Raw genomic sequence first — 18,559 nt, forward strand, 5'->3', positions numbered from 1 at the left:
AGGAGCTTATTATGATTTCTAAAGAAAAAATTGCAAGAATTAACGAATTGGCTCAAAAAGCTAAATCAAACACGATAACGGATGAGGAAAAAGCTGAACAGCAAAAGCTTCGCCAGGAGTATTTGAAAGGATTCCGCTCCTCAATGAAAAATACGTTAAAGAGCGTTAAAGTGATTGATCCGGAAGGCAACGATGTCACCCCTGAAAAATTAAAAAGAGAACAACAGAAAAATAATCTTCATTAAACAGAAAGAATACGGCAATACGTATTCTTTTTTCGTATATACTAATATCAGGATGTGTTTTACGACAATTTTCAACAAGTTTATCTCAAATTTAAGCTGAAAGAGTTGAGAAAAAGTCAGCATCGCTTTATGATGAAAAGGTACAACAATAAGGAAGGGGATTATAATGGATACAATTGAAAAGAAATCAGTTGCCACCATTCGTACACTATCTATAGACGCAATTGAAAAAGCGAATTCCGGACATCCGGGCATGCCGATGGGAGCCGCTCCGATGGCATACACGCTGTGGACGAAATTTATGAATGTAAACCCGCAGAATCCGGGCTGGTTTAACCGCGACCGCTTTGTTTTATCAGCAGGCCACGGTTCAATGCTTTTATACAGCATGCTGCATTTAAGCGGATATGACCTCAGCATTGAAGACTTGAAACAGTTCCGTCAATGGGGAAGCAAAACACCGGGACATCCGGAGTTCGGGCATACAGCCGGAGTAGACGCAACTACCGGGCCGCTTGGACAGGGTATTGCAATGGCAGTGGGAATGGCAATTGCAGAACGCCATCTGGCTGAGACATATAACCGTGATTCATTCAACGTAGTTGATCATTATACATACAGTATTTGCGGAGACGGCGATTTAATGGAAGGCATTTCTTCCGAAGCAGCTTCTCTTGCAGGCCATCTTGAATTAGGCCGCCTGATCGTATTATACGATTCTAATGACATTTCTTTAGACGGCGATTTAGACCGTTCTTTCTCTGAAAATGTAAAGCAGCGTTTTGAAGCAATGAACTGGGAAGTTCTTTATGTTGAGGATGGAAACAACATCGCTGAATTGACGGCTGCAATTGAAAAAGCGCGCCAGAATGATAAAAAACCGACATTGATCGAAGTGAAAACCACCATCGGTTTCGGTTCTCCAAACCGCGCGGGCACATCCGGCGTTCACGGCGCTCCGTTAGGACAAGAAGAGAGCAAGCTGACAAAAGAAGCGTATGCTTGGACGTTTGAAGAAGATTTTTATGTTCCGGAAGAAGTATACGGGCATTTCAATCAAGCTGTAAAAGAAGCAGGCTCGAAAAAAGAACAGGAATGGAATGAGCTGTTCGCGGCTTATAAAGAAAAATATCCTGAGCTTGCTGAACAGCTGTCACTCGGAATGAAAGGCGAGCTTCCTAAAGACTGGGATCAGGAAGTTCCCGTTTATGAAAAAGGCAGCAGCCTTGCTTCCCGCGCATCTTCAGGTGAGGTGCTGAACGGGATCGCCAAGAAAATTCCTTTCTTTGTGGGGGGATCTGCTGACCTTGCGGGTTCAAATAAAACGACAATCAAAAATGGAGGAGACTTCACGGCCAAAGACTACGCCGGGAAAAACTTCTGGTTCGGTGTCCGTGAATTTGCGATGGGCGCTGCATTAAACGGAATGGCGCTTCACGGCGGCCTCCGCGTATTCGGCGGCACATTCTTTGTGTTCTCTGATTATTTAAGACCTGCCATTCGTCTGGCGTCATTGATGGGTCTTCCCGTCACTTATGTATTCACGCATGACAGTATTGCCGTAGGAGAGGACGGGCCGACTCACGAACCGATTGAGCAGCTTGCTTCTTTACGCGCACTTCCTAACCTTTCTGTGATCAGACCTGCTGACGGAAATGAAACCGCAGCTGCATGGAAGGTTGCCGTTCAAAGCCAAGATCATCCGACAGCTCTTGTATTGACACGCCAAAACCTGCCGACGATTGATCAGCAGGCTGAAGAAGCGTATGCGGGCGTGGAAAAAGGGGCTTATATCGTTTCAAAAGCCCAAACGGAATCACCGGCCGCTCTTCTTTTAGCGACAGGTTCTGAAGTCGGACTTGCGATCGAAGCTCAAGCGAAACTGGCTGAAGAAAACATTCACGTATCTGTAGTCAGCATGCCGAGCTGGGACCGCTTTGAAAAACAATCGGCCGAGTACAAAAACAGCGTGCTTCCTCCGAATGTGACGAAACGTCTTGCGATCGAAATGGGTTCAAGCTTCGGATGGGGTAAATTTACCGGTCTTGAAGGAGACGTTCTCGCAATTGACCGTTTCGGTGCTTCAGCTCCGGGAGAAACAATTATGAAAGAATACGGGTTTACTGCAGAAAACGTGGTTGACCGCGTGAAAAAACTTTTAAACAAATAACGAGACAAAAGAGGATGAGTCAAATCATCCTCTTTTTCCTGTTTATGCGACAAAAATAGAAGGGGCGGCGTAACAGTAATAGACAATTCTTTCTTTTCTCCTTTTGTATAATAGAAAGCAATAACGAAGCGCTGTAAAAGGGGATGAGGAAATGGAACGTCATTACTATACGCACCTGATAAAGGATGAGTTTGCGAACCACTACTTCGGGCGGGAAACGGCTATGTTTGAGTTGTTTCGAGACTATCATTGGACAGACCTGACACCCCAGGAATATCAAATGACAGAAAAGCAAGTTCAATATATAACGGAACCGATTCCGGTGATACATATGCATCAGCGTCTCCAGCTGCATTTAAACCGAATGAGTTACAGCCGTTTGGATTCCATTTACCGGCTTACACTGCCCGGAGAAAAGGGCCGCGCCACCTTCATGATGAAAGACAGTTTAATTGAGATTGCGGCTTCGGGAGATTATGAGGCGGAAACGATTTTCTTTGAGATTCTGCGTAAAATCAGCCCCTGTTTTCTTGCAATGGATTTCAAGACACGGCGCTACGGGTGGTTAAATCCGGTCAGAGAAAGAAATTTTGTCTAAAAACGAGGAAAAAGAGATGTAAATGTTGTATAATAGCCTTTGGTTTAGTACACTTTAAACTAGACAACATGAAGGAGGAAATAAAATGACTTTATGGGTTGGCATCCTAGTGGGCGTTGTCGCATTGCTCATAGGTGTTGCACTCGGGTTTTTTATTGCTCGTAAATATATGATGAGCTATTTGAAAAAGAATCCGCCTATTAATGAACAAATGTTACGCATGATGATGATGCAAATGGGAATGAAACCTTCCCAAAAGAAAATTAATCAAATGATGAAAGCCATGAATAATCAAGCGAAATAATACGTACAGATTATGATATAGAGATACATGGTTATAAAAATAAAAAACCCGGAGAGGGTTTTTTATTTTGGCGTCATGTTTCACCCCAACTGCCGGTGTGCAGTTCTTTTTGGTATTGTATGAGAAGGTGGTCAAGCTCCTGGCTGAGTTCTATCGTAATGTTTGATGTCATTCCGTTTGTCATGACGATTTTAAGCAGCTCTGCCCGTTTTTTTTCAATTTCATTTAATAGATGCTCTCTAATCACAGGGATATATCCTTTCATACATAAATCTTTCACCTGAGTCGCTATTATTATATCCACATTTATACTGTTTTTCAAATAAGAAGGAGTATAATATCTCGATGTCAAATTAAATTATATAAGCTTTTTCTATAAAAAGTAATCCTTCTCGGGAAAGTGTTAAAAAAATGAAATGATTTTGTCATAACTCGAAGGGAGTGTGTCATCGTGAGTTTTAATTACTTTCTGACGTTTGGGGCCGGATTTCTGTCTTTCATTTCTCCATGCTGTCTGCCGTTGTACCCCGCCTTTTTATCTTACATAACTGGTGTCAGTATGGACGAGGTGAAAACAGAAAAGGTGATGCTGCAAAAGCGTGGCCTCGTGCATACACTTTGTTTTTTGCTTGGTTTCTCCGTGATTTTTATCGCATTGGGATATGGAACTTCATTTATCGGCAGTTTTTTTACCCAATATCATGAAGCGATCCGCCAGTTTGGCGCTATCATGCTGATCCTTTTCGGGCTGATTACTGCCGGTGTGTTTCAGCCGAAATTCATGATGAAAGAGCGGCGCATTCACTTTAAGCGCCGTCCGGAGGGGTTTATCGGTTCGGTTCTGATCGGTCTTGCGTTTGCAGCCGGCTGGTCGCCGTGCAGCGGGCCCATTTTAGGGGCTGTGTTTTCGCTGGCCAATACAAATCCTTCTTCAGCAGTGCCGTATATGTTTTTATATGTTCTCGGATTTGCGATTCCTTTTCTTGTTCTTTCATTTTTTATTACCAGAATGAATTGGATTCGCAAGCATCAGCTGCTTATCATGAAAATCGGCGGCATTCTTATGATTCTGATCGGAGTTATGCTGTTTTTTAACTGGATGAGCTACATTCTGATCGTTCTGTCAAATCTTTTCGGAGGATTTACGGGTCTGTAACGGATTAATAACTTTTGAACTATTATATACCCTTTTGTTTTTGGTACAATAAGACTAGTTAATGTTAAATATGTGGAGGGGAATATGACACGAGTTTTAGTTGTAGATGACGCCAAGTTCATGAGGGTGAAAATCAGAGAGATTCTGGAATCGGCGAATTACACAGTTGCCGGGGAAGCGGCTGACGGTGAGGAAGCCCTGTCAGTATATCAAAAAATCCGTCCCGACCTGGTGACAATGGATATTACCATGCCGGTCAAAAACGGTATACAGGCCCTGCAGGATATTTTAGCTTTTGACCCGAAAGCCCGGATCATTATGTGTACCGCCATGCGGCAGCAGCGGATCGTTCTGGAAGCGATTGAATTAGGCGCTAAAGACTTTATCGTTAAACCGTTTGAAGCATCTAAAGTGCTGGAGGCCGTAGGCCGGGTAACGGGAACGTAAACGTGTTCTCTTTTCAAATTGGTTTTTTTTATGTTTTTGGAGTATAGTATATAGTATCAAACTCCGTGCAAGCAAAGGAATGATAAAGATGATGATTATAATTTCATCCGTTATTGCAGCGGCCATGGCAATTTCCGTGATGATCGTCAGGATTAAATCCTCCGACAAGCCCGCTTCACCTAAAAAAATAATTCTCCCGCCGATTTTCATGAGTACGGGAGCGCTTATGTTCCTTTTTCCGATTTTCAGAGTGACGGGCGAAGAATTTTTGGAGGCCATTACGCTGGGCGTGATCTTCTCTATTTTTCTGATTAAAACATCTAAATTTGAGATTAAAAATAATGAAATCTATTTAAAACGGTCAAAAGCGTTTGTGTTTATCCTGATTGGTCTCTTGGTTATCAGAATCGCTATGAAATCCATTTTGAGCACGACGATTGATTACGGAGCTTTAAGCGGAATGTTTTGGATTCTGGCTTTCGGAATGATTGTCCCGTGGCGCATCGCGATGTTTTTGTCTTACCGCAAACTTTCGAATGAACTGAAGACCGCTGATATTCAGATGAATTAAAACCTTTCCGTGCGCCGGAAAGGTTTTTTATTTGAGCAGGGCTTGATAAGGAGTAAGATCAATCTGTTTTTCACGGAGATGCTTTTTTAAAAATTGATGATCACGCTTAGGAGTGGCCAGTATGTAACCCCTGATGATTAAATCACGGTTTATTTGTTCAGCTTCCTCCGCTAAGGAAAGTTCACCGATTTTTCCGGCGATTTTCGCTTTGGCTACATCCCGAAAGAGCTCCGGCACGGGGGCGACCAATTCATCCAAAAACGCCTTGTCACCCTCATTCCATAAGTGCCTGCTTTTTTCAATATAATAGTCCTGCCAATCCAGTTCTGACCGGCCGTCTTCTTTCGGTAAGCGTTTTAAAAATTTTCGAAACATAAAAAACCCGCCGATAGACAGCAATCCGATCATCACGATGACCCAAAATAAAATAAACCACATAAACCAGCCTTCCAGCATTGTTCTATCTCCTCCTTACTTTAACCATATTGTAAACGAAGACAGAATAGAAGAACACATGAAAAAAAGAATAGAAAAAATGATAGATGTCCAGTCATTCCGGTTGCTAGAACATATTCTATCGTATAGTGATTCTGCTATTTGGCCATGGGAGATTCACTTTGAGGGTATATGACTGATATGACCGGACAAAAAAGCCGCTTCCATTGAGGGATGAAAGCGGCTTTTTTTATGTTATAGAGGAAATTGAAAGGAAAATGAGGCAGGAGTCTCATTTGGCTCCTTGTTCATGGAGACGGTCAGAATATGGTTGGTGAAATCAGTGAAAATATGTTTGTCATTCAGATAAAAAGGAAGCACCATTTGTTTGTTTAACGTCCGTTCAAGCGTTTTAACAGAGAGCATAAATTCATTCCCCGAAAGAGTGACGGTTATCGCTTGCACCTGGTTCAGCATCGTCAGGTCGGCTTCAATGATATATTGACGGCTTGTTTCATATAGATCGATCGGCAGCGTCTCGTCATACCAAGCATACGGGTCCTCGTAAAACTGCCGCAGCCATTCTTCCGTATCATCAAATTCTTCAGCGTTTTTTGAGTGATTCATGGAAGCATCCCTCCATATTAAAAAGCCTTGCTATAACGTATGCAGAAGCTTTGAATGGGTGAATGGCACAAAAAAACAGACACGGGGTCTGTTTTACATATCGTGGCTTGTATTATGTTTTTGTCTTGTATGGTTGCGGTTTTTCACTTTTTTGCTTCCGCTCAGCGGTTCCGGCTGGCCGGGGTTATGGCCCTTCGGAGCATTTTTATGCATATCTTTACTCGTATTTTTATTTGTCATGTTAAAGCCTCCTTTTTAAGGTGTTCCGGCTATTGGTTTGTTTTTCTTTTTTTATTGTTCTGCCGTTCTTCTTCCGTCAGGACGAGCTGGTCATTTTCTATATAACCCGCGCCTTTGCCTTGGCTTTTCGCATCATTCATGCCGTTAATGACATGATTGGCTTTCCGTTTTACCATGATCATCACCTCAACATTAATATGGCTCTTTACAGCCCGTTGTATGAGGCGGAAAATCGGACAAAATTTACCGAAAATCATGCTGATAAGACGATCTTATTGTATTTAATAAAAACATTGATATTTACTTATGTATGATTTTATACTAAGATGAAATTGTGAGAAAATTGTGATGGAATGTGAACATTCATCTAAAGGACGATCTTGATCATTGAAGGGGGATTTTGGGAAATGACAAATCAGCAAAAAGTCGCAACACAAGACGTTTTCCAAGCAAGAAAAACATTTTCTTCAAATGGGAAAACATACAACTACTATTCATTAAAAGCATTGGAAGACGCAGGGGTCGGCAATGTTTCAAAACTTCCTTATTCTATTAAGGTTCTTTTGGAATCCGTTTTGCGTCAGGTAGACGGACGCGTCATTACAAAAGAACATGTTGAAAATTTAGCAAGATGGGGTACTGCTGAATTAAAAGATATCGATGTGCCGTTTAAACCGTCACGGGTTATTCTACAGGACTTTACCGGCGTTCCGGCCGTAGTTGACTTGGCATCTTTAAGAAAAGCCATGGCTTCTGTCGGCGGAGACCCTGATAAAATCAATCCTGAAATTCCGGTTGACCTGGTCATTGACCACTCCGTACAAGTCGACAAAGCCGGTACGGAAGACGCGTTAGCCATTAATATGGACTTAGAATTCGAAAGAAATGCAGAACGTTATAAATTTTTAAGCTGGGCAAAGAAAGCGTTTAACAATTATCAGGCCGTTCCGCCTGCAACAGGTATCGTTCACCAGGTAAACCTTGAGTTTTTGGCAAGTGTCGTTCATACGAAAGAGGAAGACGGAGAACTTGTGACATATCCTGATACATTGGTGGGAACAGATTCCCATACAACAATGATTAACGGAATCGGCGTCCTCGGCTGGGGTGTCGGCGGTATTGAGGCGGAAGCGGGAATGCTCGGCCAGCCTTCATATTTCCCTGTTCCTGAGGTCATCGGCGCGAAACTTGTCGGAAAATTGCCTAACGGAACGACGGCGACTGACTTGGCGCTGAAAGTCACTCAAGTGCTGCGCGAAAAAGGCGTAGTCAATAAATTTGTTGAATTCTTCGGTCCTGGTGTTGCTGAGCTTCCGCTTGCGGATCGTGCGACTATTGCCAATATGGCGCCGGAATACGGAGCGACTTGCGGATTCTTCCCGGTTGACGAGGAAGCACTTTCTTACCTGCGTCTGACCGGCCGTGAAGAAGAGCAGATCGATATTGTGGAAGCATACTGCCGCAACAACGGTTTATTCTATACGCCTGACGCGGAAGAGCCGATTTTTACAGACGTTGTGGAAATTGATCTGTCAAAAATTGAAGCGAACCTATCAGGACCGAAACGTCCGCAGGATTTAATCCCGCTTTCCGTTATGCAGGAAACGTTTAAAAAACATCTTGTCAGCCCGGCCGGCAACCAAGGATTCGGAGCGGATGCTGCTGAAGAGAACAAAGAAATTTCATTTAAACTTAACAGCGGCGAAGATGCGGTTATGAAAACAGGGGCGATTGCAATCGCCGCTATTACAAGCTGTACGAATACATCAAACCCTTATGTATTAATCGGTGCCGGATTGGTAGCCAAAAAAGCGGTAGAATTAGGCTTGAAAGTGCCGAATTATGTGAAAACATCACTTGCACCGGGGTCTAAGGTTGTTACTGGATACTTAGTCAACTCAGGCCTGCTTCCTTACATGAAGGAGCTCGGCTTTAACCTCGTAGGGTATGGCTGTACGACATGTATCGGGAACTCCGGCCCGCTTTCTCCAGAGATTGAAGAAGCGGTTGCTAAAAATGATCTCTTGATCACTTCTGTCTTGTCAGGTAACAGAAACTTTGAAGGCCGGATCCATCCGCTTGTCAAAGGAAACTACCTTGCGTCACCTCCGCTTGTTGTCGCATACGCATTAGCAGGCACTGTGAATATCAACCTGAAAACGGATCCGATCGGTGTCGGAAATGACGGACAAAATGTTTATTTCGATGACATCTGGCCGTCCATGGATGAAATCAATTCTCTCGTCAAACAGACTGTTACGCCGGAATTATTCCGCAAAGAGTATGAAACGGTATTTGACGACAACCAGCGCTGGAACGAAATCGAAACGACGGATGAAGCGCTGTACAAGTGGGATCAGGATTCCACTTACATTCAAAACCCGCCGTTCTTTGAGGAAATGTCTGTAGAGCCGGGAAAAGTTGAGCCTTTAAGAGGACTTCGCGTTGTCGGCAAATTCGGCGATTCTGTGACGACTGACCACATTTCTCCGGCCGGAGCGATCGGAAAAGACACACCGGCGGGCAAATACCTGCAGGAAAAAGGCGTTTCTCCTCGTGACTTTAACTCTTACGGCTCACGCCGCGGAAACCATGAAGTCATGATGAGAGGAACATTCGCCAATATCCGCATTAAAAACCAAATCGCACCGGGTACAGAAGGCGGATACACAACACATTGGCCTACCGGGAAAGTGACATCTATTTATGATGCCTGCATGCGGTATAAAGAAGATAAAACGGGTCTTGTCGTCCTGGCCGGAAAAGATTACGGAATGGGCTCTTCACGTGACTGGGCTGCAAAAGGAACAAACCTGCTCGGCATCAGAACAGTCATTGCCGAAAGCTTTGAAAGAATTCACAGAAGCAACCTCGTCTTCATGGGTGTGCTGCCGCTTCAGTTCAAACAGGGTGAAAACGCGGATACACTCGGCTTAACCGGTAAGGAAGTCATCGAGGTGGATGTTGATGAATCTGTACGTCCGCGCGACTTGCTGACTGTCAGAGCAATCAGTGAAGACGGTACGGTAAAAACATTTGAAGTTGTTGTCCGTTTTGACAGTGAAGTGGAAATTGATTACTATCGCCACGGCGGCATTTTACAAATGGTGCTTCGCGATAAAATGAAACAGTAGCAGAATGAACAAAGGAGAGAAAGCAGTCTGCTTTCTCTCTTTTTATGCGGGAGGCCTTGAGATGCTTGCGAAATGGCTGGGCGGAATGTTACTTATCGGGTTGTTAGTGTATGCGGGCTGGAACATTTATTCTGTACAAAAAAGTCCGAAAGAAGGGACAGAAGAAGGGATGAAAGCCCCTGACTTTACACTTGATACATTGTCAGGAAAAAGCATCTCCCTTTCTGATTATAAAGGAAAAAAAGTGCTCCTCAATTTCTGGGCGACGTGGTGCAAGCCGTGCCGAATGGAAATGCCCGATATGCAGGAGCTGCAGAAAGAATATCCTGATATTGCGGTAGCAGCCGTTAATTTTACGTCCTCTGAAAAAAATATACAGGCTGTGAAATCATTTGCTGATCATTATCAGCTGACCTTTCCTATTCTGATTGACAAAAGCGGAATTAACGGAGATTTCAACGTGCTTTCTTATCCGACAACATACATATTAGACGAAGAAGGAACCATTCAGCATATTCGCGTAGGCACGATGACAAAAAAAGAAATGAAAGAAAAACTGGATCTCAAATAGAGGTTCAGTTTTTTTATTTGTGGAGGGCTTAGGTTTTGAAAAATTGGAAAAAATGAATGAAAACACGGAGGTGAGAAGATTGAAAAAAATGCGAAAACGTTCTTTTCATGAATTGGTTATGGAAAATAAACGTGAGCTGATGACCAATACGGAATATTTGAATCAGCTTGAAGAAAAGCTGGAGCAGCGGTTCAAACAAAAATAACCTTTAATTTGCAGTCATGTTTGCACCTCCTTTTGCAAAATATACTCTTAAGGAGGGATGAACATGGGCATAAACAAGAAAGACGGCCAGCCGCAATACGCTCCGAGCCACTTAGGGACAAAACCCGTTAAATATAAACGCAACAAAGGGGAAAAGTTTCATGACAAGTCAAACGGACATCCGATTGTCATGCAGACGAAAGGCGAATAACATCATCAAAGGAGAGCAGACATTATGACAAACAATTATCAAAAACCGAATCCGGATGACCGTTCCGATAACGTTGAAAAGCTGCAGGATATGGTGCAGAATACAATTGAAAATATAGAAGAAGCCAAAGAATCAATGGAATTTGCGACAGATGAGGAAAAACAGCGCATTCAAGAGAAGAATGCCAGACGCAATGAAAGCATTGAATCGTTCCGCAGTGAAATCCAGGATGAATCGGCTGCAAGAGAAAACGGCTATCAATCATAATAAAAACCAGGGAAACCTGGTTTTTTTCTCTTTCCGGCTCGTTGTGATAAAATGGGGCTAATCTGATAATAAGGGAGCAGAGAACGTTGCATGTGTCAAAAAAAGAAATAGAAGTGCGTTATGCGGAAACAGATCAAATGGGCATCGTCTATCATGCCAATTACTTAGTCTGGATGGAGGTCGGCAGAACGGCGTTGATTAAGGAACTCGGATTCCTTTACAAGGATATGGAAGACAGAGGAGTGCTGTCCCCTGTATTGGATATCAGCATTTCTTATAAAAAGCCGCTCCGCTACGGAGAAACGGCTGTCGTACATACTTGGATTGAAGAATATAACGGATTTAAAACCGTTTACGGCTACCACATCTATAATCCGGATCAAGAACTTGCCATCAAAGCGACATCCTCTCATATATGCGTTGATAAAGAGAGCTTCAAACCGATTCAGTTTCGCAAGGCTTTTCCTGATTGGCATGCCGCTTACGAAAAGGCAAAAAAATAAGGAGCGGCTGCAGTTATGGCATTTGGAATTACGCGTAAGGAACTGGAAAGATGGAAGCGGGATGTATCGGAAGGGAAAATCGCTTTTTTAACGCATTACTGGCTGGACGACCGCTTTCCGGAGGCTAAGACCGTGACGAAGGCCGGTTCAAGCGATCTCAATAAACTGATCAGATGGGGAGCGGAGTACGGGCTGAAGCCGGAGTGGATTCACCATAAAAATGAATTTCCCCACTTTGACCTGCTCGGTGATACGCAAAGAAGCATATTAGAAAAAGAACATCTCACTGATCATCTCAAAAGGTTCAGGCTGTAAAAAAAAGAACGCATCCGCTGCGTTCTTTTTTTCTTACACGTAATCAAATACCGGCTCTTCTGCCTGATCTGAATATGTGACTGACAAATCGTGATTATCAAAGTACCATAAGTCGCTTTCTTCAATAAAAAAGGTAATGCCTTCAACTTCCGTGCTGGTGCCGATGTTCATCGGCCGGTCTTTTAAAATGCCGAGAGAAAAGCCTTTCTGAACGTTGCTGCATCCCCCGTAACGGACAAAGAAACGGACATGGTCGCCTGTTTCCAGATCGAGCTCTTCTTTGTACCAATCCAGCGCGCCTTTCGTTACTTTCATGTTCATCCGGAACACTCCCTTTTTGTTTCTCATATAAAGAAATTATCTCTATTATAAACGCATATGGCATTTTGATGTCAAAATTGAAGTTTCATCAAAACCATTTGATCTTCGGTTCTGTTTTGTTTATAATCCGTTTGATGTTTGCCCTGTGTCTGTAGATAACAAACGCGGTCAAGAGCGTCACTACGACTAATAAATAAGGGTCTTTTACAAACAGACAGTAAATAATCGTATAAATCCCTGTTAACATTGAAGACAGAGAAACAAATTTCGTAAGGAATAAAAATACGAAAAATACTGCAACCATCGTAACGAATAACAGCGGAGCATAAAACAGCAGGACGCCCCCTGATGTGGCTACGGCTTTGCCTCCCTTAAACTTTGCGAACACGGGGAATACATGGCCGATTACTGCTGCCACCCCTGCGAGAAGAGGATGAATGGGGACGTGCAGTAAATATGGGAGCGCCGCGGCCAAGGTGCCTTTTAAAATATCGGCTGCGATGACAACAGATCCCGCTTTAACGCCAAGCGTGCGAAAAGCATTTGTAGCGCCCAAATTGCCGCTTCCGTGTTCTCTAATATCGATCCCTTTCGCAAGTTTGCCTACGATTAAACCTGACGGGATGCTGCCTATTACATAGGCCAAAATAATCAATAAAGCAATCAACATCTACATTTCTCCTTTTCAATGTCCCTTCACTCTATTTTAACACGAGTTGTTACCGTCTGATGACAAGTTTTTTGAGAATTAAGCTGACAAAGCGCTTTTTTTGATTCCGGCGAAGCTGTCATGTACAATATATCAAAAGGAGATGGTAAAGATGCAAAATCCTTCAAAATCAGAGATTAAAGAAATTCTGGATCGGAGCAAACGGATCGCAGTCGTCGGGCTGTCAGACCGTCCCGACCGGACTTCTTACATGGTTTCCAAAGCGATGCAGGATGAAGGGTATGAAATTATTCCCGTCAATCCAACGATTGATGAGGCGCTTGGCGTTAAAGCCGTCGCTTCATTAAAAGACGTGGAGGGACCGATTGATATCGTGAATGTGTTCAGACGCTCTGAGCAGCTTCCCGGCGTCGCTGAAGAATTTTTACAGACGGACGCTCCTGTTTTTTGGGCGCAGCAGGGCCTTGCAAATGAAGAAGCGTATCGCATGATTACAGACAAAGGACGGACGGCTGTTATGGATTTATGTATAAAAGTCGCCCGCGCTGTTATAAAATAGGAACAAAAAAGGCAAAAATCCTTGGCAAATCAGGGGTTTTTGCTTTTTTATTGAAAGAATACTCTTTGCGTATGATGATGAAACAGATACAATAAAGCATGAACAGCTTTTTTAGAAACCCCTTTATACAGGGGTTTACAGTCTGTTTGCGATGGCCGGCATAAAGCTATATAATAGAAAGCGAACTCATGTTCTTATCCGCTGAAAAGGGCACCAAAAAGATGAAAAGCCGTTCGAATGTATGTCTTGCGGCCTAAAAAACGAGCCATTCGCTTAAATATGTTGCGAAATCAAGCATATTGGTTATAATTGTGAGTCCGAGGAGAATTGGACCGAAGCTTGCGCATACTGAAAAACAAAGACATGAAAACATTTAAAAAAGAAAATGATTAAGAGCAGGTTTTTTGAAAGGGGTTTGTACGTTTGGCTAGAAAACAGCAATTTGATTACAACGAAGATGCCATACAGGTGCTTGAAGGCCTGGAAGCCGTCAGAAAACGACCGGGAATGTACATCGGTTCGACGGACGCACGCGGCCTGCACCATCTGGTATATGAGATCGTCGACAATTCCGTCGATGAAGTTCTTGCCGGCTACGGAGATCATATTATCGTAACGATACATAAGGACAACAGCATCTCCGTACAGGACAGAGGACGCGGAATGCCGACCGGGATGCATAAGCTCGGAAAGCCGACGCCGGAAGTTATTTTCACCGTGCTGCATGCCGGGGGGAAATTCGGACAGGGCGGCTATAAAACAAGCGGCGGTCTGCATGGTGTCGGCGCATCTGTCGTAAACGCATTATCGGAGTGGCTGACGGTTACTATTGAGCGTGACGGATATGTGTATAAACAGCGGTTTGAAAACGGCGGCAAGCCCGTGACTTCACTTGAAAAAATCGGAACGACCAAAAAAACGGGAACGCTTACCCATTTTAAACCTGATCCGTCAATGTTCAGCGCAACGGTTTATAATTTTGACACACTGTCAGAACGTCTGCGCGAATCGGCTTTCTTGTTAAAAGGTTTGAAAATAGAATTAATTGATGAACGGAACGGCGTAAAAGAAGTATTTTATTATGAGAACGGAATTGAAGCATTTGTCGCTTATCTAAACGAGGAAAAAGACGCTTTATGCGAAGTGGTTTCCTTTGAAGGCGAGCATCATGACATTGAAGTCGATTTCGCGTTTCAGTTTAATGACGGGTATTCAGAAAATATGCTGTCATTCGTTAATAACGTCAGAACAAAGGACGGCGGCACCCACGAATCAGGAGCCAAAACGGCAATGACAAGAGCGTTTAACGAGTACGCGCGAAAGGTCGCCCTTTTAAAAGAGAAAGACAAGAACCTTGAAGGCGCCGACATCAGGGAAGGTTTGTCCGCAATCATTTCCGTGCGTATCCCGGAGGAACTGCTGCAATTTGAAGGCCAGACGAAAGGGAAGCTTGGCACAAGTGAGGCGAGATCCGCCGCGGATGCCGTCATTTCCGAGAATCTTGCTTATTTCCTGGAAGAAAACCGCGATACAGCAACCCTGCTTGTCAAAAAAGCGATTAAAGCAAGTCAGGCCCGTGAAGCGGCCCGTAAAGCGAGAGAAGAAGCGAGAAGCGGCAAAAAACGCAAAAAATCAGAAGCGACGCTGAGCGGAAAACTCACACCGGCCGGTTCCAGAAATCCGGCGAAGAATGAATTGTATCTGGTGGAGGGAGACTCTGCGGGAGGTTCTGCAAAACAGGGAAGAGACCGGAAATTCCAAGCCGTGCTGCCCCTTCGCGGAAAGGTCATCAACACAGAGAAAGCAAAGCTTGCAGACATCTTCAAAAATGAAGAAATCAATACGATTATTCATGCGATCGGAGGCGGTGTCGGCGCAGATTTTGAGATAGACGACATCAATTATGACAAGATCATCATCATGACGGACGCGGATACCGACGGCGCGCACATTCAAGTCTTGCTGTTAACATTTTTCTACCGCTATATGAAACCTTTAATCGAGCACGGAAAAGTCTTCATCGCCCTTCCGCCTCTTTACAAAGTGAGCAAAGGAAGCGGTAAGAAAGAGATTATTGAATATGCTTGGTCCGACGAAGAAATGGACGGCGTTTTAAAGAAAGTCGGCAAAGGGTATACCATCCAGCGCTATAAAGGTCTGGGAGAAATGAACGCAGACCAGCTCTGGGAAACGACGATGAATCCCGAATCGCGAACGCTCGTCAGAGTCAAGATCGACGATGCGGCACGGGTAGAGCGCCGTGTAACGACATTAATGGGAGACAAAGTAGAACCGAGAAGAAAATGGATTGAAAAAAATGTTGCCTTCGGATTAGATGAGGAAAGCAATATTTTAGAAAATGAAAACTTGTCGGTCGCTGAGGAGGTTTAATAGTGGCACAGCCAGAATTATTTCATGATTTACCGTTAGAAGAAGTAATCGGCGACCGTTTCGGACGCTACAGTAAATACATTATTCAAGACAGGGCGCTGCCTGATGCTCGTGACGGTTTAAAGCCGGTGCAGCGGAGAATTTTATACGCCATGCACGCAGACGGAAATACTTTCGATAAAAATTTCCGTAAAGCGGCGAAAACGGTCGGAAACGTTATCGGTAATTATCATCCGCACGGTGACAGCTCCGTTTATGAAGCGATGGTGCGGATGAGCCAGGATTGGAAAGTGCGGAATGTCCTGATTGAGATGCACGGCAACAATGGAAGCATTGACGGTGATCCGCCGGCTGCCATGCGTTATACGGAAGCGAGATTATCTTCTATCGCATCAGAGCTTTTGCGTGACATTGATAAAAATACGGTTGAATTCGTTCCGAACTTTGATGACACTAGTAAAGAACCGGTTGTTTTGCCCGCCATGTTCCCTAACTTGCTTGTCAACGGATCAACCGGGATTTCAGCGGGCTATGCGACTGATATTCCCCCTCATCATCTGGGTGAGGTCATTGATGCCGTCATTAAACGGATTGAATCTCCGGATTGCACCGTCGATGACTTGATGCAGGTGATTAAAGGGCCTGACTTTCCGACAGGAGGCATTATTCAAGGAGTCGACGGCATTCGGAAGGCTTATGAAACCGGGAAAGGCAAAATTATTATCCGCGGCAAGGCTGAAGTGGAATCCGTAAGAGGCGGACGGGAGCAGATCGTCATTACAGAAATTCCGTTTGAAGTAAACAAAGCCAATCTCGTAAAGAAAATGGATGAATACCGCATAGACAAAAAAGTCGAAGGCATTTCTGAAGTCCGGGATGAAACTGACCGCACGGGGCTTCGGGTGGTCGTTGAGTTAAAGAAAGAAGCCGATGCAAAAGGCATTTTGAATTTCTTATATAAAAACACTGATCTGCAGACAACTTATAACTTTAATATGGTCGCCATACATAACCGCCGGCCGATGCTGATGAGTCTTACGGCCATCCTGGATGCGTATATTTCCCACCAGAAGGAAGTGGTGACAAACCGCTCCGTCTTTGAATTGCAAAAAGCAAAAGAGCGGCACCACATCGTTGAAGGACTGATGAAGGCACTGTCTGTGTTAGATGAGGTCATAGCCGTCATCCGGGCAAGCAGCGACAAGAAAGATGCGAAACAAAACGTAATGTCTAAATTCACATTTACGGAGCCGCAGGCCGAAGCGATCGTATCCTTGCAGCTGTATCGTCTGACAAACACGGATATTACGGCGCTAAAAGAGGAAGCGGAAGAGCTCAGCAAGAAAATTCAGGAGCTCGAAGCCATTTTAAGTCATGATAAAAAGCTGTTAAAAGTCATTACAAGCAGCCTGAAAAAATTGAAAAAGACCTATGCTGACAGCAGACGGTCTGTCATTGAAGAAAAGATTGAGGAAATTAAAATCAATCTTGAAGTCATGGTAGCCTCTGAGGACGTATATGTGACAGTCACAAAAGACGGCTATGTAAAACGAACAAGTCAGCGGTCATTTGCCGCTTCTAACGGCCAGGATTTCGGTATGAAGGATACTGACAGGCTGATTCACCAATTTGAAATGAATACAACGGATGTTCTCCTGCTCTTTACCAATAAGGGAAGCTATGTTTATTGTCCGGTTCACCAGCTTCCCGATATCAGGTGGAAAGACATGGGGCAGCACGTAACGAACATCATCACGATTGACCGTGATGAAACCATCGTGAAAGCTATACCGGTAAAAGAATTTGATCCATCTTCATATTTATTGTTTATGACGAAAAACGGCATGGTGAAGAGAACTGAAATGACGCATTACAAAGCGCAGCGTTACTCGAAAGCGCTTGTTGCCCTTAACCTTAAAGGGGACGACGAGCTGATTGATGTTCATGTCACAGACGGCGGCAGCCAGCTGTTTATCGCCACCCGCCTCGGGTACGGTTTATGGTTCGGTGAAGATGAAGTAAATGTAGTCGGTGCCCGTGCGGCCGGCGTAAAGGGCATAAATGTAAAAGACGGTGATACCGTCGTATCAGGACAAATCCTGCATGAGACAGATTCGCTTGTCCTTGTCACACAGCGGGGAGCAATCAAGCGGATGAACCTATCTGAATTCGAAAAAACATCCAGGGCGAAGCGCGGTGTCATCATGCTGCGTGAGCTTAAAAAGAACCCGCATCGCGCAGTCGGCGTATTCGCGTGCGCTTTAGCCGACATGATCGCTGCGGAAACAGAAAAAGGCGAGAGAATTGAAATCGCCGTGAAGTCCTTGCGGGCGAATGACCGATACAGCAACGGTTCCTTCTTTACCGATGAAGATGAGACAGGGCCGGTAACAGATGTATGGCGTATCCCCGCGTCTGATGTTTAAGAGTAAAAATAAAATAAAAAAACCTCCGCTCATTGAGCGGAGGTTTTACTATTTAGCTTTCATGGCTGCCGAATAAGTCAGTGATAGCGTGAATGACTTCGATTCCCTGCCATACAAATAAATTCAATGCAGTGAATGAAAATAACCCTAAAATCACCATTCGTAAGATAAACAACATGTTTAACAACCTCCTC

At 44.1% G+C, this 18,559-nt stretch carries 25 protein-coding genes; 17 read left to right on the top strand and 8 right to left on the bottom strand.

The annotated features are described in order from the left end of the window. Nucleotides 1–11 precede the first annotated feature (11 nt). From JNUCC21_RS09405 to JNUCC21_RS09420, 4 genes are all read left to right on the top strand, one after another. Nucleotides 12–245 carry a DUF896 domain-containing protein gene (locus JNUCC21_RS09405; RefSeq protein ID WP_003153997.1) on the top strand — a complete coding sequence of 78 codons (234 nt, stop codon included), beginning with the start codon at nucleotides 12–14 and terminating at the stop codon, nucleotides 243–245. 166 nt (nucleotides 246–411) lie between these two features. Beyond that, nucleotides 412–2,415 carry a transketolase gene (gene tkt / locus JNUCC21_RS09410; protein ID WP_032865999.1) on the top strand — a complete coding sequence of 668 codons (2,004 nt, stop codon included), beginning with the start codon at nucleotides 412–414 and terminating at the stop codon, nucleotides 2,413–2,415. Between the two features lie 151 nt (nucleotides 2,416–2,566). Further along, the gene (gene sirA / locus JNUCC21_RS09415; RefSeq protein ID WP_003153995.1) at nucleotides 2,567–3,013 is read left to right on the top strand and encodes a sporulation inhibitor of replication protein SirA; all 447 of its coding nucleotides are present in this window, start codon (nucleotides 2,567–2,569) and stop codon (nucleotides 3,011–3,013) included. Nucleotides 3,014–3,098: 85 nt separating this feature from the next. Then, on the top strand, nucleotides 3,099–3,317 hold the full coding sequence (locus tag JNUCC21_RS09420) for a YneF family protein (RefSeq protein WP_003153994.1): 219 nt from the start codon (nucleotides 3,099–3,101) through the stop codon (nucleotides 3,315–3,317). A gap of 73 nt (nucleotides 3,318–3,390) precedes the next feature. On the opposite strand, the gene JNUCC21_RS09425 is transcribed toward JNUCC21_RS09420, so the two are convergent. Further along, nucleotides 3,391–3,564: an aspartyl-phosphate phosphatase Spo0E family protein gene (locus JNUCC21_RS09425; RefSeq protein ID WP_012117647.1), complete on the bottom strand. Its 174-nt coding sequence runs from the start codon at nucleotides 3,562–3,564 to the stop codon at nucleotides 3,391–3,393. A gap of 201 nt (nucleotides 3,565–3,765) precedes the next feature. Here JNUCC21_RS09425 and JNUCC21_RS09430 point away from each other — a divergent pair, with 201 nt between their 5' ends. From JNUCC21_RS09430 to JNUCC21_RS09440, 3 genes are all read left to right on the top strand, one after another. Then, complete coding sequence (locus tag JNUCC21_RS09430) at nucleotides 3,766–4,473, top strand: cytochrome c biogenesis protein CcdA (protein WP_088056486.1); 708 nt, start codon at nucleotides 3,766–3,768, stop codon at nucleotides 4,471–4,473. An 84-nt stretch (nucleotides 4,474–4,557) separates the two neighbouring features. After that, entirely contained in the window at nucleotides 4,558–4,920 is a 363-nt protein-coding gene (locus JNUCC21_RS09435; protein WP_033574804.1) for a response regulator, read from the top strand. 79 nt (nucleotides 4,921–4,999) lie between these two features. Next, complete coding sequence (locus JNUCC21_RS09440) at nucleotides 5,000–5,491, top strand: CcdC family protein (protein WP_007611735.1); 492 nt, start codon at nucleotides 5,000–5,002, stop codon at nucleotides 5,489–5,491. A gap of 27 nt (nucleotides 5,492–5,518) precedes the next feature. Here JNUCC21_RS09440 and JNUCC21_RS09445 read toward each other — a convergent pair whose 3' ends face one another. The 4 genes from JNUCC21_RS09445 to sspO form a co-directional block, all read right to left on the bottom strand. After that, entirely contained in the window at nucleotides 5,519–5,947 is a 429-nt protein-coding gene (locus JNUCC21_RS09445) for a DUF2621 domain-containing protein (protein ID WP_007410325.1), read from the bottom strand. A gap of 234 nt (nucleotides 5,948–6,181) precedes the next feature. Next, the gene (locus tag JNUCC21_RS09450) at nucleotides 6,182–6,553 is read right to left on the bottom strand and encodes an Hsp20/alpha crystallin family protein (RefSeq protein ID WP_369878776.1); all 372 of its coding nucleotides are present in this window, start codon (nucleotides 6,551–6,553) and stop codon (nucleotides 6,182–6,184) included. Between the two features lie 93 nt (nucleotides 6,554–6,646). Beyond that, nucleotides 6,647–6,793, bottom strand: coding sequence for a small acid-soluble spore protein P (locus JNUCC21_RS09455; RefSeq protein ID WP_003153984.1), 147 nt, complete (start codon nucleotides 6,791–6,793; stop codon nucleotides 6,647–6,649). Nucleotides 6,794–6,822: 29 nt separating this feature from the next. Further along, entirely contained in the window at nucleotides 6,823–6,969 is a 147-nt protein-coding gene (gene sspO, locus JNUCC21_RS09460; RefSeq protein WP_003153982.1) for an acid-soluble spore protein SspO, read from the bottom strand. Nucleotides 6,970–7,200: 231 nt separating this feature from the next. Between sspO and acnA the strand changes: the two genes are divergently transcribed. The 7 genes from acnA (at nucleotide 7,201) to JNUCC21_RS09495 (ending at nucleotide 11,998) form a co-directional block, all read left to right on the top strand. Then, entirely contained in the window at nucleotides 7,201–9,927 is a 2,727-nt protein-coding gene (gene acnA, locus JNUCC21_RS09465) for an aconitate hydratase AcnA (RefSeq protein WP_017417878.1), read from the top strand. A 61-nt stretch (nucleotides 9,928–9,988) separates the two neighbouring features. After that, on the top strand, nucleotides 9,989–10,498 hold the full coding sequence (locus tag JNUCC21_RS09470; RefSeq protein ID WP_007410322.1) for a redoxin domain-containing protein: 510 nt from the start codon (nucleotides 9,989–9,991) through the stop codon (nucleotides 10,496–10,498). 79 nt (nucleotides 10,499–10,577) lie between these two features. Beyond that, nucleotides 10,578–10,703 carry an FbpB family small basic protein gene (locus JNUCC21_RS09475; RefSeq protein ID WP_012117651.1) on the top strand — a complete coding sequence of 42 codons (126 nt, stop codon included), beginning with the start codon at nucleotides 10,578–10,580 and terminating at the stop codon, nucleotides 10,701–10,703. 63 nt (nucleotides 10,704–10,766) lie between these two features. Further along, on the top strand, nucleotides 10,767–10,913 hold the full coding sequence (locus tag JNUCC21_RS09480; RefSeq protein ID WP_003153977.1) for an acid-soluble spore protein N: 147 nt from the start codon (nucleotides 10,767–10,769) through the stop codon (nucleotides 10,911–10,913). 24 nt (nucleotides 10,914–10,937) lie between these two features. Further along, a complete protein-coding gene (gene tlp / locus JNUCC21_RS09485; protein ID WP_007410320.1) occupies nucleotides 10,938–11,180 on the top strand; it encodes a small acid-soluble spore protein Tlp in 243 nt (80 codons plus the stop codon). 86 nt (nucleotides 11,181–11,266) lie between these two features. After that, a complete protein-coding gene (locus JNUCC21_RS09490; protein WP_003153973.1) occupies nucleotides 11,267–11,683 on the top strand; it encodes a YbgC/FadM family acyl-CoA thioesterase in 417 nt (138 codons plus the stop codon). Nucleotides 11,684–11,698: 15 nt separating this feature from the next. Further along, the gene (locus JNUCC21_RS09495; protein ID WP_007410319.1) at nucleotides 11,699–11,998 is read left to right on the top strand and encodes a hypothetical protein; all 300 of its coding nucleotides are present in this window, start codon (nucleotides 11,699–11,701) and stop codon (nucleotides 11,996–11,998) included. Nucleotides 11,999–12,031: 33 nt separating this feature from the next. Here the strand turns inward: JNUCC21_RS09495 and JNUCC21_RS09500 are convergent, their stop codons facing one another. Beyond that, on the bottom strand, nucleotides 12,032–12,319 hold the full coding sequence (locus JNUCC21_RS09500) for a HesB/YadR/YfhF family protein (protein WP_007410318.1): 288 nt from the start codon (nucleotides 12,317–12,319) through the stop codon (nucleotides 12,032–12,034). Between the two features lie 88 nt (nucleotides 12,320–12,407). Then, a complete protein-coding gene (gene plsY / locus JNUCC21_RS09505; protein ID WP_007410317.1) occupies nucleotides 12,408–12,989 on the bottom strand; it encodes a glycerol-3-phosphate 1-O-acyltransferase PlsY in 582 nt (193 codons plus the stop codon). Between the two features lie 151 nt (nucleotides 12,990–13,140). On the opposite strand from plsY, the gene JNUCC21_RS09510 reads away from it, so the two are divergent. From JNUCC21_RS09510 to parC, 3 genes are all read left to right on the top strand, one after another. Next, the gene (locus JNUCC21_RS09510; protein ID WP_007410316.1) at nucleotides 13,141–13,548 is read left to right on the top strand and encodes a CoA-binding protein; all 408 of its coding nucleotides are present in this window, start codon (nucleotides 13,141–13,143) and stop codon (nucleotides 13,546–13,548) included. A gap of 423 nt (nucleotides 13,549–13,971) precedes the next feature. Next, entirely contained in the window at nucleotides 13,972–15,939 is a 1,968-nt protein-coding gene (parE, locus tag JNUCC21_RS09515) for a DNA topoisomerase IV subunit B (RefSeq protein WP_007611767.1), read from the top strand. Nucleotides 15,940–15,941: 2 nt separating this feature from the next. Then, complete coding sequence (gene parC, locus JNUCC21_RS09520) at nucleotides 15,942–18,365, top strand: DNA topoisomerase IV subunit A (RefSeq protein WP_012117653.1); 2,424 nt, start codon at nucleotides 15,942–15,944, stop codon at nucleotides 18,363–18,365. Nucleotides 18,366–18,417: 52 nt separating this feature from the next. Here parC and JNUCC21_RS09525 read toward each other — a convergent pair whose 3' ends face one another. Further along, nucleotides 18,418–18,543, bottom strand: coding sequence for a hypothetical protein (locus JNUCC21_RS09525; protein WP_003153957.1), 126 nt, complete (start codon nucleotides 18,541–18,543; stop codon nucleotides 18,418–18,420). Nucleotides 18,544–18,559: the final 16 nt, after the last annotated feature.

The organism is Bacillus sp. JNUCC-21, assembly GCF_041222765.1.
Taxonomy (GTDB): Bacteria; Bacillota; Bacilli; order Bacillales; family Bacillaceae; genus Bacillus; species Bacillus velezensis.